This window comes from Nonomuraea sp. NPDC049637 (assembly GCF_040675235.1).
GTDB lineage: Bacteria > Actinomycetota > Actinomycetes > Streptosporangiales > Streptosporangiaceae > Nonomuraea.
This window is the reverse complement of record NZ_JBFAOM010000005.1, coordinates 327897-342934: the sequence shown is the minus strand read 5'-3', so window position 1 is coordinate 342934 and position 15038 is coordinate 327897. Positions and strand designations below refer to the sequence as shown.

The 15038-nt window shown below is 73.4% G+C and carries 15 protein-coding genes; all 15 read right to left on the bottom strand.

Going from position 1 to position 15038, the window contains the following annotated elements:
- Positions 1-3: 3 nt before the first annotated feature.
- Complete coding sequence (locus AB0J71_RS10205) at positions 4-2667, bottom strand: fumarate reductase/succinate dehydrogenase flavoprotein subunit (protein WP_364413670.1); 2664 nt, start codon at positions 2665-2667, stop codon at positions 4-6.
- Entirely contained in the window at positions 2668-3381 is a 714-nt protein-coding gene (locus tag AB0J71_RS10200; protein ID WP_364413668.1) for an ABC transporter ATP-binding protein, read from the bottom strand.
- Positions 3378-4301, bottom strand: coding sequence for an ABC transporter permease (locus AB0J71_RS10195; RefSeq protein WP_364413666.1), 924 nt, complete (start codon positions 4299-4301; stop codon positions 3378-3380). Before AB0J71_RS10195 ends, AB0J71_RS10200 begins: the two co-directional genes overlap by 4 nt.
- The gene (locus AB0J71_RS10190) at positions 4298-5713 is read right to left on the bottom strand and encodes an ABC transporter substrate-binding protein (protein WP_364413664.1); all 1416 of its coding nucleotides are present in this window, start codon (positions 5711-5713) and stop codon (positions 4298-4300) included. Before AB0J71_RS10190 ends, AB0J71_RS10195 begins: the two co-directional genes overlap by 4 nt.
- 10 nt (positions 5714-5723) lie before the next feature.
- Positions 5724-5951 (bottom strand): 4Fe-4S dicluster domain-containing protein, encoded by a 228-nt coding sequence (locus AB0J71_RS10185; RefSeq protein ID WP_352327900.1) that lies wholly within the window; start codon positions 5949-5951, stop codon positions 5724-5726.
- Complete coding sequence (locus AB0J71_RS10180; RefSeq protein ID WP_352327899.1) at positions 5948-6703, bottom strand: GntR family transcriptional regulator; 756 nt, start codon at positions 6701-6703, stop codon at positions 5948-5950. Before AB0J71_RS10180 ends, AB0J71_RS10185 begins: the two co-directional genes overlap by 4 nt.
- An 86-nt stretch (positions 6704-6789) precedes the next feature.
- Complete coding sequence (locus AB0J71_RS10175) at positions 6790-7329, bottom strand: OsmC family protein (RefSeq protein WP_352327898.1); 540 nt, start codon at positions 7327-7329, stop codon at positions 6790-6792.
- 24 nt (positions 7330-7353) lie between these two features.
- Complete coding sequence (locus AB0J71_RS10170; protein ID WP_364413662.1) at positions 7354-7974, bottom strand: VOC family protein; 621 nt, start codon at positions 7972-7974, stop codon at positions 7354-7356.
- On the bottom strand, positions 7971-8537 hold the full coding sequence (locus AB0J71_RS10165) for an alkylhydroperoxidase domain protein (RefSeq protein ID WP_364413660.1): 567 nt from the start codon (positions 8535-8537) through the stop codon (positions 7971-7973). The genes AB0J71_RS10170 and AB0J71_RS10165 overlap by 4 nt, the downstream gene beginning before the upstream one ends.
- The gene (locus tag AB0J71_RS10160; protein ID WP_352327895.1) at positions 8534-9118 is read right to left on the bottom strand and encodes a CMD domain protein; all 585 of its coding nucleotides are present in this window, start codon (positions 9116-9118) and stop codon (positions 8534-8536) included. Before AB0J71_RS10160 ends, AB0J71_RS10165 begins: the two co-directional genes overlap by 4 nt.
- Positions 9115-10107, bottom strand: coding sequence for a putative FMN-dependent luciferase-like monooxygenase (locus AB0J71_RS10155; RefSeq protein WP_352327894.1), 993 nt, complete (start codon positions 10105-10107; stop codon positions 9115-9117). Before AB0J71_RS10155 ends, AB0J71_RS10160 begins: the two co-directional genes overlap by 4 nt.
- Positions 10104-11651 (bottom strand): ABC transporter ATP-binding protein, encoded by a 1548-nt coding sequence (locus tag AB0J71_RS10150; protein WP_364389192.1) that lies wholly within the window; start codon positions 11649-11651, stop codon positions 10104-10106. Before AB0J71_RS10150 ends, AB0J71_RS10155 begins: the two co-directional genes overlap by 4 nt.
- Positions 11648-12436: an ABC transporter permease gene (locus AB0J71_RS10145; RefSeq protein ID WP_352322612.1), complete on the bottom strand. Its 789-nt coding sequence runs from the start codon at positions 12434-12436 to the stop codon at positions 11648-11650. Before AB0J71_RS10145 ends, AB0J71_RS10150 begins: the two co-directional genes overlap by 4 nt.
- Positions 12433-13362, bottom strand: coding sequence for an ABC transporter permease (locus tag AB0J71_RS10140; protein ID WP_352322613.1), 930 nt, complete (start codon positions 13360-13362; stop codon positions 12433-12435). Before AB0J71_RS10140 ends, AB0J71_RS10145 begins: the two co-directional genes overlap by 4 nt.
- Positions 13359-14981 (bottom strand): TIGR04028 family ABC transporter substrate-binding protein, encoded by a 1623-nt coding sequence (locus AB0J71_RS10135; RefSeq protein WP_364413658.1) that lies wholly within the window; start codon positions 14979-14981, stop codon positions 13359-13361. Before AB0J71_RS10135 ends, AB0J71_RS10140 begins: the two co-directional genes overlap by 4 nt.
- Positions 14982-15038 lie beyond the last annotated feature (57 nt).

The following is a 15038-nucleotide window of genomic DNA, read 5'->3' as shown; positions in this document are numbered from 1 at the left end:
CGTTCAGCGCTGGGACAGGGCCTTGCCCGCGTGGGCGCGCACGTCGGCGTCGGTGTCGGCGAGCGCGTCCCGCAGGGCGGCGGCCACGTCCGGCGCCGCCGCCCAGGGGGCCAGCGCGAGCACGGCGGCCTTGCGCACGTCGAGGTTGCCGTCCGACAGCGCCGCCACCAGCGGTGCCGCCGCCGTCCGCGGGCCGGCGGCGGCCAGGCAGCGCGCCGCCCCCACCCGCACCTCCCACGCCGGGTCGGCCAGCCCTCGTACGGCCTCCCGCTCCAGCGGCTCACCCACCGCGCCCGACGCCTCCAGCGCGGCGGCCCTGACCAGCGGGTCGCCGTCCCCGGCCAACGTCGCCAGCGCCGCCGACGGCTTCCCGACCGCCCCGATGCCCTTGGCCACCCACACGCGCACCTCCCGGGAGGGATCGCCGGCCGCCCCGGCCAGCAGGACGGACTCGTCCAGCGAGACCAGCCCGCGGACGGCCGCGATCCGCACCCGGTGGTCGCCGTCGGCGAGTGCGGCCGCGAACACCGGTGTGCCGCCGAGCCGCAGCGCGCGCAGCACGTCCAGGACCGCGGCGCGGACCAGGGCGTCGCCGCCGGTCAGCGCTCCGGTCAGCGCGCGGCCCAGCTCCGGGGTGGCCGGCAGCACCTCGACCAGCTCCACCAGGCCGGTCGCGGCGGCCCTGCGCACGGTGCCGTGCGGGTCGGCGAGCGCGGCGGCCAGCGCGGCGCCGGTCCCGTCCGGCACGGTCTCGGTGAGGGTGGCGATGGCGGCCCTGCGCACCTTGGGGTCGGGGTCGGCGAGGTAGGGGGCGAGGTCTTCGGCGGACGGCTGCTCCTCGGCCAGCCGGTTCAGCTCCAGGATGCGCGGCGAACGGCCGACGGCGGCGTGGCCCTGACGTGCCCGCGGCGCCCGTCGCACGGCGGCGGTGGCCGCGACCTCCAGCGTCACCGGCTCGGCGGCGACGGGCGCGAACTCCTCGACGGGCACCAGGTAGGGCTCGACGGGCCGCTTGACGAACTCCGTCGCGCCGTCCGGGCGCCTGCGCACGTTGAGGTGGAACAGCCAGCCCGCGTCGTCGCGGCCGGGCCGGTCGGCGCGCTCGTGGTAGAGCCCCCACCGGCTCTCGGTCCGGGTCAGCGAGGCGCGCGCGGCCAGCTCCGCGCAGTCGCGGATGAAGTCCACCTCGACGCAGCGCATCAGCTCGTGCGGCGTCCGCCCGCCCATGGCGGCGATCTCCGCCCGCATGCGCTCGAACGACTCCAGCGCGATCTCCAGCTTCGCCCCCGTCTTGGGCGGGGCCACGTAGTCGTTGACGAAGCGGCGCAGCTTGTACTCCACCTGCTGCTGCGGCGGCCCGTCCGGGTTGCGCAGCGGCCGGTAGACCAGCTCGTGGGCGGCGGCCACCTGGTCCTGCGGCAGGGTCGCCCCGGGGGGCCCGTGGTGGGCGGCGGCGTGCTCCCCGGCCAGGTCGCCGAAGACGAACGCGCCGATCATGTAGTTGTGCGGCACGCAGGCCAGGTCGCCCGCCGCGTACAGGCCGGGGACGGTGGTCGCGCCGTGCTCGTCCACCCACACGCCCGACGCCGAGTGGCCGCCGCACAGGCCGATCTCCGAGATGTGCATCTCCACGTCGTGGGTGCGGTAGTCGTGGCCGCGCCCGGCGTGGAAGGTGCCGCGGGTGGGGCGCTCGGTCGAGTGCAGGATGCCCTCGATGGCGCTGACGGTCTCGTCGGGCAGGTGGGACAGCTTCAGGTAGATGGGCCCCCTGGCCGAGGCGATCTCGGCGGAGACCTCGGCCATCATCTGGCCCGACCAGTAGTCGGAGTCGACGAACCGCTCCCCCCGGTTGTTGACCTGGTACCCGCCGAACGGGTTGGCCACGTACGCGCAGGCCGGGCCGTTGTAGTCCTTGATCAGCGGATTGATCTGGAAACATTCGAGGCCGCTCAGCTCGGCGCCGGCGTGGTAGGCCATGGCGTAGCCGTCCCCGGCGTTGGCCGGGTTCTCGTAGGTGCCGTAGAGGTAGCCGCTGGCGGGCAGCCCGAGCCGGCCGCAGGCGCCGGTGGCCAGGATCACCGCTCCCGCGCTCACGGTGACGAACCGTCCGGAGCGGGTGTCGAACCCGGCCACGCCGACCGCCCGTCCCTGCGAGGTGAGCACCCTGACCGGCATGACCCGGTTCTCGATGCGCACCTTGTCGCGGATGTGCCGCTGCCGCAGCACCCGGTAGAGCACCTTCTTGACGTCCTTGCCCTCGGGCATCGGCAGGACGTAGCTGCCCGAGCGGTGGACCCGGCGCACGGCGTACTCGCCGTGCTCGTCCTTCTCGAACTTCACGCCGTAGCGTTCCAGGCGGCGGACCATGGCATGGCCCCTGGTCGCGGTCTGGTAGACGGTCCGCTGGTTGACGACGCCGTCGTTCGCCCTGGTGATCTCGGCGACGTAGTCCTCGGGGGTGGCCTTGCCGGGGATGACCGCGTTGTTGACGCCGTCCATGCCCATGGCCAGGGCGCCGCTGTGCCGTACGTGGGCCTTCTCCAGCAGCAGCACCCGCGCGCCGCGCTCGGCGGCGGTGATCGCGGCCATGGTGCCCGCGGTGCCGCCGCCGACGACGAGCACCTCGCACTCCAGGTGCAGGCGGTCCTCGATCGGGGGGATCTCCATTCACAACTCCTTGAGGATCTGGTCGCGCAGGGCCGCCCGGTCGGCGCCGGGCTCGCGGGGGCCGGGCACCTCGATCACCGCGCGCACGCCGCCGTGGCCGAGCACCACGACCCGGTCGGCGAGCAGCAGCGCCTCGTCCACGTCGTGGGTGACGAAGACGACCGTGGCGCGGGTGTCGCGCAGCACGTCGAGCAGGAGCGCCTGCATGCCGGTGCGGGTCTGGGCGTCGAGGGCGCCGAACGGCTCGTCCATGAGGACCGCGCGCGGCGTCCCGGCCAGGGCGCGGGCGAGCTGCACGCGCTGGCGCATGCCGCCGGACAGTTCGCGGGGAAGCCGGTCGCCGTGCCCGGCCAGGCCGACGCGGGCCAGCCACTCCTCCGCCGCCGCCCGCCGCTCGCGCCTGGGCAGCCCGCGGATGCGCAGCGGCAGCTCCACGTTGCGCCGGACGGTACGCCAGGGCAGCAGGGCGTCGTCCTGGAAGACCATCGAACGGTCGGGCGAGGTCGCGGCGATCTCCGTCCCGCCGGCCACGATCCGGCCGGCGTACGGGCGCAGCAGCCCGGCCAGCGCCCGCAGCAGCGTGGACTTGCCCGACCCGGACGCGCCGACCACGACCAGCACCTCGCCCGGGCGCACGGCCAGGTCGACCTGGCGCAGGACCGGTTCGCGGGCGTACCCGAGCGACAGGGACTCCAGCGTGATGCCGAGCGTCATGATCCGCCTCCGCCGGCGCGCGGCAGCCACCGCGTCACCCTGCGCCCGGCCAGCTCGACGGCGGCCGAGGTGAGCCAGCCGAGCAGGCCGATGGTGACCATGCCGACGATGACCGCCGGGTAGTCGACGATCGTGTACGACATCCAGGTGCGGTAGCCGACGCCGAACTCCCCGGAGATCATCTCGGCCGAGATCACGCAGATCCACGCGACGCCCATGCCGACGGACAGCCCGCCGAAGACGCCGGGGAGCGCCCCGGGCAGCACGACGTTCACCAGCACGTGACGGCGCCGGCCGCCGAGCGTCCTGACCGCGTCCTCCCACAGGGTGGGCAGCGCCCGCACGGCGTGGCGGGTGCTCACCATGACCGGGAAGAAGGCGGCGGTGAACGTGATGAACACGATGCCCTGCTCGTCGGCCGGGAACAGCAGGATCGCCATGGGGACCAGCGCGATGGCCGGCACCGGCCGGACGGCTTCGAGCAGCGGGCCGAGCACGTCGCCCGTCCTGGGCGACCTGGCCACCAGCACGCCGACGGCGACCCCGGCGACGGCGGCCAGGCCGAAGCCGGTGAGGATCCTGATCAGGCTCTGGAGGAGGTCCAGGTAGTAGGTGCGGGTGGCGAGCTGGCGGGCGGCCTGGGCGGCGATCTCGTCCAGGCTGGGCAGCCGGTCGAAGCGCAGCCACAGGCGGGCGTCGGTGACGGTGAGCACCTGCCACGTCGCCGCGGCCACCGCCACCGAGGCGGCCCTGACCGCCCACCGCGCCCCTCTCCCGCCCCACGGGCCGGGCTCCTTCCGGGGAACGGCGGCGCCCGGGGAGGCGCGCCCTTCGGCAGGCACGCCCACGACGGCCGACGCGCCGGAACCGGCGGGCGAGGCGGCGGGCGGAGTGGCGGGTGGGGTTTCGGTGCTGGTCATCGGGGGTCGCCGGCCTTTCCGGCGGCCTTCAGGGCGGCCTCGTAGGTGACGGGCCGGGTCCTGGGATGGGCCTTGCGGTAGGCGTCGGCGCCGTCCTGGGTGGTGAACGGGAGCAGGCGGGCGGTGGGGGCGGCGGCCGGGTCCGCCAGCCACACCGACCGGTCGGCGAACCACCGGGTGCCGGTCGCCGCGTCCGGGACGTACGCCGCGCGCACCTTCCCTCCGGCCCCGGCGACCTGCCGGAGCAGGCACGTGGGCGTGGCCGCGGGACGGGTGTCCGGCTCGCCGGTCAGCCAGAGCTCGGAGGCCGTCCGCGGATCGCCGGCCGGGATGCCGCAGGCGGCGTCGTGCCCGGTGACGGCGGCCGGGTTGGCGGTCGAGGCCCGGTCGGCGTCGTAGGCTGGCCCGTACGCCTTGCGCAGGTAGCTGTCGTCGACGAAGGAGGCGACGTCCACGCCGGAGAAGTCGGGGCTGATCCGCTTGAGGTAGGTCACGTCGTGCTCGTGCGCCGCCTGGAGCCGCTGCTTCAGCGTGACGTCGAAGATGGCGATGCCGCCCCGCCCGTTGTAGAGGTAGACCACCTCGGGCGGGAGCCCGGTCGCGGCGGCCACCGACTCGGCCGCCGCCAGCGGGTGTTCGTGCAGGTAGCGGGTGGCGTCGATCTGAGCCTTGAGGAAGGCGTCCACGACCTGCGGATGCTGCTCGGCGTACGCCTGCCGCACCACCACGCCGTGGAAGGTCGGCACGTCCAGCGCGGAGCCGTCGTACAGCAGGCGGCCCTTGCCCTGGAAGGCGAGCAGGCCGGGCCAGGCCACGAACTGGGCGTACCCCTGGACGCCGCCCGACTCCAGTTGCGCGGCCCCGACCGCGGGCGTGTGGTTGACCGTCTCCACGTCCGTGACGCCCGCCCGCTCCAGGGCCTGGACCAGCGTCCCGTGCCCGGCGGAGCCGACGCTGGCCGAGATCTTGGCCCCGGCCAGGTCGGCCAGCGTCCTGGCCTTGGACGCGGGCGGCACGAGCACCATGTTCAGCCCGCCGCGCAGGTTGTAGCCGGTGATGGAGACCAGCTCGGTACGCGCCTCCGGGACGGCCTGCGTGCGGGCGGCGTTGATCAGCAGCGGGTAGTCGCCCATCGAGCCGATGTCGATCTTCCCGGCGACCATCTTGGCGGTGATGGGCGCCCCGGTGTCGTAGTCCTGCCATTCGACCGCGTACCCCGGGCCGAGCCGCTTCTCCAGGTAGCCGAGCGAGCGCAGCAGCGTGCCCGCGGTCACGGTGTTGATGGTCTTGGACTGGTAGCCGACGACGATCCTGATCCGGTCCTCGCCGCCGGTCGCGCCGGAGACCGAGCAGCCGGCCGCCGTCAGCGCGACGGCCGTCAGCGCGGCCGCCGTCAGAGCCTTACGCAGCATCGCGCTTCCTTCACCGCAGCAGGTAGGGGATGTTGATGGTGACCGCGTCCACCGGGCACCTGGCCGCGCACGGCCCGCAGTACCAGCACTCGTCCACGTGCATGTACGCCTTGCCGGTCGCCTCGCTGATCGCCAGGGAGTCCAGCGGGCACGCCTCGACGCACAGGGTGCAGCCGTCGATGCACAGGGCCTCGTCGATCGTCACGGGGACCTCGACGCGCTGGTTGACCAGGGTCATGACCGTTCCTCCTCCGGGGTTCTGCGCAGGTGCCCGCGCATCGTGAGCCGGTCGCCGCGGAAGCGCACGAACTCCAGGTCCACGGGCCTGCCGTCGGCCAGGTGCGTGAGCCGTTCGACCATGAGCAGGGCGGCGCCGCGGGGCGTGCCGAGCGCGGCGGCGGTGTGGGGGTCGGCGTTGACGGCTTCGAGGGTGAGCTCGGCCACGCCGAGGGGCTGCCCGGCGATCCGCTCCAGCAGCACGAAGATGTCGTTGTTGACCAGGTCCGCGGTGAACAGCGGCTCGCCGGCGTCGCGGACGAGGTAGGTGAGGTCGAGCGAGAGCGGCAGGCCGTTGAGGCTGCGCAGCCGTTCGAGGTAGACGACCTGCTCGCCGGGGGCGAGGCCGAGCCGGCGGCTCACCGGGGCGGGCGGCTCGATGAGGGTCATCGTGCGGACCTGGTTGACGACCTGGCCGTGCTCGTGGAGGGTCTCGGCCAGGCCCAGCAGGCGGTGCAGGCCGTGCGGGTACTTCTCGGCCGCGACGGTCGTGCCGACGCCGGGGCAGCGCTCGACCAGCCCTTCCGCCCGGAGCAGGTCGAGCGCCTGGCGTACGGTGTTGCGCGAGGCGCCGAACTCGCGGGCGAGCGCCGCCTCCAGCGGGAGCTGGCCCTGGGGGAAGCTGCCCTGGATGATCTGTCTTCTCAGCAGGTCGGCGACCTGGCGGGCACGATCCGCCCGAGGCCGCCGATCGTCGAGCGCCACCGGTTCCATGCCTTCAACCTAGTTCGCAGGTAGGTAAAAGGGGATAACGGTGGGATTGCGCCACTCGCGCCGGGCCGGAACCCGGCGCTGACCTGCTACGCGACGGGCAGCTGGGCGGGATCCGCCACCCGGACGATCGAGCCGCTGATCTCCTGCGGGTTGCGGATCAGGTTGAGGATCGGGCACACCCGCTCGACCTCGGCGTGCAGCTCGGCCAGCTGCTCGTCGGAGGCGGGCGAGCCGATCTGCACCTCGTAGCGGAAGTTGTGCGGGTACACCGGGACGCCCTGGTCGCCCGGGAGCTGGGCCCTCGGGTCGTACTCGGCGCGGACGTCCACCTCCAGGGAGTCGATCGGCACCTCCAGCTCGGCCGCCTTGATCAGGAAGATGTGCGTCACGCAGCTCCCCAGGACGCCGGCCTGCAGCTCGGGCGAGCCGGGGCCGAGGTCGTAACCGGCGAAGTCGGGGCCGCTGTCGCTGATGATCTGGAAGTCCCTGATCCTGATGCGCCGGATCCCGCTGCGGCCCTCGGCCGTGACGTGGGCGTGCAGCGGCACCGGGCCGCCCGCCGGGGCCTCCCGGCGGGCCAGCAGGGCGGCGCGCTTGTGCGACAGGTACTCGCGAAGGGTGCTCATGGGTCTTTCTCTCTCGAACGGGGTTCAGCTCAGGGTCACGTGGCCGAGCGGGGTGTCGACGACGGCCCGCAGCGCAGGCTCCGGCCCCTCGGTGACGTCGAGCGTCACGTCCAGGGCGGCCAGGTCGCGGCGGAGCGCGCCGGGGTCGGGGTGGACGGCGGCGAAGGAGACCAGGCCGAGCTGCGGCAGGTCCGTGGCGGCCGGGTGGGTGGTCGTCCCCCAGTCGATGAGGAAGGGCACCGGCCGGACCGCGGCCGGGTCCTCGCGCCGGGTGAGCCGCCACTCCAGCAGCTCGCCGGACGGGGTGCGCCGGGACAGCGGCTGCACGTCGCCGGGGTCGTAGCCGCGCTCGCGGGCCAGCTCCACGGTCTTGTCCAGGTCCTGCGGATGCACGGCCCAGGCGGCCAGGCGCGGCTCGGTCAGCGTCGCCAGCCCGAACGCCCGCGGCCGCACCTCCGACTCGGGGTCCGGCCCGATGATCTCCAGGTACGCGGTCGGCCCGAAGCGCACCAGGTAGTTCGCGGTGCCACCGGGATGGCTGCCGCCCCGGACGGGCCGCACGCCGGTGCGCGCGGCGAAGTCCTCGACCCCCGCGAGCAGGTCGGGAACGGCATAGACGAGGTGGTCGAGGTGACGGTCGGTCATCGGTGGTCCTCCGGTTCGCCGAGTGAGAGCATGAGCCGGTTCGCCCAGTTGAAGAAGGCGGCGGCGTGGATGGTGTCGCTGATCGCCAGGTCGTCCAGCCCGGCCGCGCGCAGCGCCGCGATGTGCTCGGGCCCGAACTCCACGGGCGTGGCGGCCAGCGCGACCGAGGCGTCGACGACCGCCCGCCAGGTGCCGTCCTGCGGCGCGTCCACCCCCTCGTCGAGCAGGCGCTGCACGTCCTGGGGGCGCTTGGAGTGGTGGGCGGCGAAGCGGGCGTGCACCGACGCGCAGAACACGCAGCCGTTGCGCCGCGAGGTCGCGGTCGCGGCCAGCTCGCGCTCGGCGCGCGGCAGCCCGCCGTCGGCGTTGTAGAAGATGTCGTTGTCGGTCTTGGTGCGCGCGTGCAGGATCTCGGGGTCGCGGGCCAGCAGCAGGAAGTACGGCGACGACGCCCGCGCCCGGTCCACCAGCGCCTCGTAGTGGGCCTCGGTCAGCTCCTCCGGCGCGAGCGGCGGCAGCCAGGGCCGCCAGCCGAGCTGTTCCTGGGTGAATCCGAAGCTCACGCCGCCACCTCCGCGTTGAGCAGCCGCAACCCGCCGACCACCCGGACCTGGAAGGCGAGGAAGGCGACGAGCTGCGACAACGTCACCACGCCCGTCGGGCTCCAGCCCGCCGCGGCCAGCGCCTCCAGGGCCTGCCCGCTGGCCTCGCGGGGCCGGAACACCAGCAGGTGCGCGTGCTCGAACGCGGCGGTGAGCCGGACGCCCAGCTCGTCCGGGTTCCGGACCCGGTAGCGCAGGCCCTCGTCGCTCTCGGCGGCCAGCGGCGCGGGGTAGACGCCGTACGGGCCGGTGGTGGCGCCCGCCTCGACCTCGGCCTCGACGGTCTTCAGCAGGCCGGGGGCCAGGTCGGCGAGCCGGTCGGCGTAGAAGCCGGCGACGACGGCGTCGCGGTGCAGCCCGGTCACGAAGGCCGCGACGGCGTCGCGTTCGACGAGGGTGACCTCGCCCTCCTCGTCGGGCGTGAAGAGCGCGTCGAAGCCGCGCTGGGCGTGCTCGCGGGCGGCGGGCCGCAGGTCGCGCAGCTTGTCGAGGCGGGAGCCCGGTCTTATCCCGGCCAGGTGGTCGATGACGTCGTCGATCATGTGGAGCTCATTTCGGTGGAGGGGAGCCAGCCGAGCGCGGGTGCGACCTCGGTCGCCAGCAGCTCGGTCGAACGAAGGATCAGCGGGTGCGGCGGGTCCACCGAGTGCACCTGGAAGACCAGGTCGGTGACCCGTTCGAGAGTCGGATCGGCGCGCAGGCTGTCGATGACGTCCTGCGGGGTGCCCACGTGCACGTCGAAGGCGGCGATGCGGCTGTCGAGGTCGCCGCCGGGCAGCTCCCACGGCAGCCGCCCCCGCCCGAGCCCCCGCTCGGCCCAGCGCAGCGCCTCGGCCCGGCTGTCGGCCACGAACGCGGTCCGCGAGGCCACGATGCGCGGGACGACGCCCGCCGGCAGGTTCTCGTAGTAGGCGTCCACGATCGGCCGTTGCAGGTCGGCCAGCGTCGCCTGCGGGTCGTCGGCCGGCCGGGGCTGGGTGCGCGAGAGCATGAGCCCGTTGCCCGCGCGGCCGGCACGGGCTCCGCCGGAGGGCGAGAACGTCGCCTCCCAGATCGCGCCGGGCAGCCGGGGCGCCGGCGGGTAGAGCCGGTTGCCGCCGCCCAGGTCCTCCCCCGACCAGGCCCTGAGCAGGATCGACAGGTGCTCGGCGTACAGGGCGGCGCGGTCGCCGCTGTCGTGCCCGAACGGCCCGAACGACGACGGCGTCCCGCCGCTGCCGACCCCGATCTCCAGCCGCCCGCCGGTGAGCAGGTCGAGCACGGCGGCGTCCTCGGCCACCCGCACCGGGTGCTCCAGCGGCAGCGTGATGATGCCGGTGCCGAGCCGGATGCGGCTGGTCCGGGCGGCCACGTGGGCGAGGAACACCAGCGGCGCGGGCAGCCCGCCCTCCTCGCCGTCGAAGTGGTGCTGGGCCACCCAGGCGGTGTCGAACCCGAGCGACTCGGCGTGCGCGATCTGCTCGGCGGCCAGCCGGTAGCGCTCCGCCGCGGGCGCCTCGTCCAGGACCCGGGTGAAGAAGCCGAGCCTCATCGCACCGGCTCCGGGATGGCGGCGAGCAGCTCGCGGGTGTAGTCGTCGGCCGGGTCGGTGAAGACCCGCCGGGTGGATCCTGATTCCACGATGCGTCCTTTGTTCATGACGGAGACGGTGTGCGAGATCTGCCGCACCACCGCCAGGTCGTGCGAGATGAAGAGGTAGGTCAGGCCGAGGTCGCGCTGCAACTGGCCGAGCAGGTCGAGGATCTGCGCCTGGACCGTGACGTCGAGCGCCGAGACGGCCTCGTCCAGCACGAGCACCTCCGGGCCTGCGGCCAGCGCGCGGGCGATGGCCACCCGCTGCCGCTGCCCGCCCGACAGCTCGCGCGGCCGGCGCGACGACACGTCCGCGGGCAGCGCCACCCGGTCGAGGAGCTCGGCGACGCGGGCCCTGCGGGCGGCCCGGTCGCCGAGCCGGAAGTTGCGCAACGGCTCCTCCACGATGTCGGCGATCGACTGCCGCGGGTCCAGCGACCCGTACGGGTTCTGGTGCACGAGCTGGACGTGCCGGCGGAAGCCGCGGCCGTCGGGGGCCCCGGCGACGGTGACCGTGCCCGACGTGGGCTCGGCGAAGCGCACCACCATGCGCGCGGTGGTGGTCTTGCCGGACCCCGACTCCCCGACGAGCGCGTGCGTGGTGCCGCGCGGCACCTCGAACGAGACGCCGTCCACGGCCCGGAAGGCCCGCCGGCCCGACCGGAACTCCTTGACCAGGTCGCGCACCACGATCGCGGGCTCGGCGGCCACCGGCTCGCGGAAGGGGCGGGCCGACAGCGCGGGGGCGTCGTGCAGCAGCCGCCGGGTGTAGTCCGCGCCGGGCGCCGCCAGGATCTCCCTGGTCGGGCCCTGTTCCTCGACGCGGCCGTCCTTCATGACGACCAGCCGGTCCGAGCGGCTCGCGGCCACGCCGAGGTCGTGGGTGACCAGCAGCACGGCGGTGCCGAACTCGGCGCGCAGGTCGTCGATGAGGTCCAGGATGCGCCGCTGGACGGTGACGTCCAGCGCGCTGGTGGGCTCGTCGGCGATGATCAGCCGGGGTTCCAGCGCGACGGCGATGGCGATCAGCACGCGCTGGCGCATGCCGCCGGACAGCTCGTGCGGGTACTGGCGGGCCCGCGTCTCGGGGTCGGGCAGGCCGACGCGGGTGAGCAGCTCGACGACCCGGCGCCGCACGGCGGCCCGGTCGCCGCGCTTGTGGATGCGCAGCACCTCGGCGATCTGCGCCCCGACCGTCTTGACCGGGTCGAGCGAGTTGGACGGGTCCTGCGGGACCAGCCCGATCTGGGCCCCGCGGACGGACTCCATCCGCCGCGGCGACCAGGTCGCCAGGTCGTTCTCCCCCAGCAGGACGCTGCCGCGGTCGAGCGAGGCGTTGCGCGGCAGCAGGCCGATGATCGAGTGCGCGGTCGTGGTCTTGCCGGACCCCGACTCGCCGACGACCGCGACCACCTCGCCCGGCTCGACGGTGAAGGAGACGCCGTGGACGGCCGGGCGGCCGTCGTAGGAGACCGCGAGGTCGCGGACGTCGAGCAGGCTCACGAGGACTCCTTGGCGATGGACCGGCTGATCCGGCCGGCGGCGAGCACGACCGCGACCACCACGGCCCCGGGCAGCGTGGTCAGCCACCACGACGTGGCCAGGTAGTTGCGGCCCTCGGCGATGAGCAGCCCCCACTCGGGGGTCGGCGGCTCGGCGCCGTAGCCGAGGAAGCCGAGCGTCGAGATGGCCAGGATGGCCACGCCGAACTGCAGGGCGGCCAGCGCGACGACGGGTCCGAGCGAGTTGGGCAGCACGTGCCGCCACAACACGGCGGTGAACCGGCCGCCGCTGCCGAACGCGGCCTCGACGTAGTCGGTGCGGCGCACCCGGACGACCTCCGACCGCGACAACCGGGCGAACGCGGCGACCGAGCCGACGCCGACCGCGACGGCCACGTTCACCGTCCCCGGGCCGAGCAGGATGATCACGACCAGGGCCAGGAGCAGGCCGGGGACCGACAGCAGCACGTCCACGACCCGCATGACGGCGGCGTCGGGCACCCCGCCGAGCGAGCCGGCCAGCAGCCCGAGCAACGTGCCGAGCAGCAGGCCGACCGCGACGGCGACGAACGCCCCCGACAACGAGTGCACGGCCCCGTGCACCACCCGCGCGAACACGTCCCGCCCGACGGCGTCGGTGCCGAACAGGTGCTGCCCGCTCGGCGCCTGCAGCTTCTCGACCGGCACGCCGGCGATCGGGTCGTACCCGGTGAACAGCCCCGGGACGACCGCCCACAACAGCGCCACGGCGATCACCGTCCAGGACAGGATCAGGCCCGCCCTCACGACGCCGCCTTCAGCCGCGGGTCGAGCACCGGGAACAACACGTCCACCACCAAGTTGACCAGGACGAACACCGCCGCGGCGAGCACCACGACGGCCAGCATCACCGGCGTGTCCTGGGCGGTGACGGCCTGCTCGGTGAGCCGCCCGACGCCGTTGCGGCCGAAGACGGTCTCCGTCACGACCGAGCCCGCGATCAGCTCGCCGAACGTCAGGCCGGCCACGGTCAGCGTCGGCAGGACGGCGTTGCGCGCCACGTGCCGCCACAGGATCCACCAGCGGGTGGCGCCCTTGGCCGCGATCACCGGCACGAACGGCTGCGCGTACACCTGGTCGATGCCGCGCGCCAGCACCTGCGCGATGGGCGCCGAGATCGGCACGGCCAGCGTCACCACGGGCAGGACGAGCTGCTGCAGCTCGCCGCCCCCGATGACCGGCACCAGCCGCAGCCGGAAGGAGAAGACCTGGATCAGCAGGATGCCCAGCCAGAACGCCGGGACCGAGATGAACAGCGACGGCACCGACAGCAGCGCCCCGCGCAGCCACGACGTCCGGCTGTAGCTCGCCACGAACGCGATCACCACGGCGAGCAGCACCGCCAGGACGAACGCCGCCGAGGCCAGCCGGGCCGTCTCGGGCAACGCCTCGCCCAGGCGCTCGACCACCGGGGTGCCGGTGTCGATCGAGTAGCCGAAGCCGCCGGTCAGGAAGCCGGTCAGGGTGCGCAGGTACTCGCCGATCGGCGAGCCGCCGCTGTAGTACGCCCGGATGTCGGCGATCTGCTGCGGCGACAGGCCCAGCTCGGGGTTCTGGAACTTGATCAGGATCGAGTCGCCGGGCAGCAGTTGCAGCAGCACGTAGCTCGCGGTGAAGGCGGCCCACAACACGAGCACCGCCTGCCCGGCCCGCGTCAGGAGATACCTGGTCATTGCTGGGCCTTCCACGTCGAGTAGAACCACGGCCGGGCGACCGCCTCGAAGGCCACGCCCTTGACGTACGGCGCGCCGCCGTACACCTGGGGCTCCTCGAACAGGGGGATGGCGTAGCCCTGGTCGATCACGTACCGCTGGATCTCGCCGACCTTGGCGTTGCGCTTGGCGTTGTCGGGCTCGGCGGACTCCTCCTCCAGCAGGGTGTCGAGCTTCTTGTCCTTGGACAGGATGACGTCGCGGTTCTGGCTGTGGAAGTGGCTCTTGATCACGTCCTGGTCGGCGCGGCCGACCATGCTGTGCGCGACGGCGGTCTTCTCGGCGTCCTTGATGTCCACGGCCTGGGTGCCGGCGTCGGCGGGGCGGATCTCCAGCTGCACGCCGAGCTTGGCCCACTGCTGGCCGACGAGTTCGAGCGTCTGCTTGGACAGCGGCTGCGGGCCGGCGACGAAGACGCCCAGCCGCAGCTTGACGCCGTCCTTCTCGCGCACGCCGTCGGCTCCCCTGGTCCAGCCGGCCTTGTCGAGCAGCGCGTTGGCCTTGGCCGGGTCGTAGGCCAGGTCCTTGGACAGGTCGAGGTAGCCCTGGGCGAGGTGGCTGAGCACGGAGGTGGCCCGCGGGTAGCTCGCGGTGAACAGGGTGTCGACGACCTCCTTGACGTCGGTGCCCGCCTGCAGCGCCTTGCGCACGTCGAGGTCCTTCAGGATGCTGTTGGACGGCCGCAGGTACAGGCCGTTGTTCACGCCCCTGGTCGGCTCGGCGTAGATCTGGAAGCCGGCGTCCTTGACGGTCTTCTCGTCGTAGGCCTGGACGTAGCGCACGAAGTCGGCCTGGCCGGAGGTCAGCGCGCCGACCCGGACGTTGTCCTCGGGCGTCACGATGATCTTGATCTCGTCCAGGTACGCCCGCCCCTGGTGCTTCGACGACGGCGGCGCCCAGTTGTAGTCCTTGCGGGCGGCCAGGTCCACCTCCTTGTCGACGATCTGCTTCTTCAGCGTGAAGGGGCCCGAGCCGACGATGTTCTTCAGCTGGCACTGCTGCTCGTACGGCAGCGAGATCGTCTTCTTCGACACCAGCCCGGCCCCGATGACCGAGGTGCCCTGGAGGAAGCCGGGAGAGGGCTTCTTGAAGTGGAACCTCACGGTCAGCGGGTCGACGACCTCGCTGCGCTCGTAGTTGTTGACGAACTCGGCGACCGGCAGCTTGAGCTCGGTGTTCCCGAGGCCGTACACGTCGAAGTTGGCGGCGACGGAGGCGGCGTCGAGCGGGCTGCCGTCACTGAAGGTCACGCCCTGGCGCAGGTGGAAGGTGTACTCGGTGGCGTCGTCGTTCACCTCCCACTTGGTGGCGATCCAGGGCTCGATCTCCAGCGTCTGCGGGTTCTGCCAGGTCAGCTTGTCGGTGATCTGGTTGAGGATGCCGCCGTTGGGATAGAAGCCGGCGGCCGGCAGGTAGAGGCAGGTGGGCGGCTGGTGCTCCAGGTAGGTCAGCGTGCCGCCGTACACCGGCTGACCGCTGGACGGCGCCGCGCCGGCAGCACCCCCTTGGCCGCCACAGGCGCCGAGGAGCCCAACGACGGCGAGCATGACGGCTGCGGTGCGCAGGCTGGATGAGGACATGGGGGTACTGCCTTTCAGACAAAACATACCTAAAAAGTAGGAAAAGGCTACAGCATG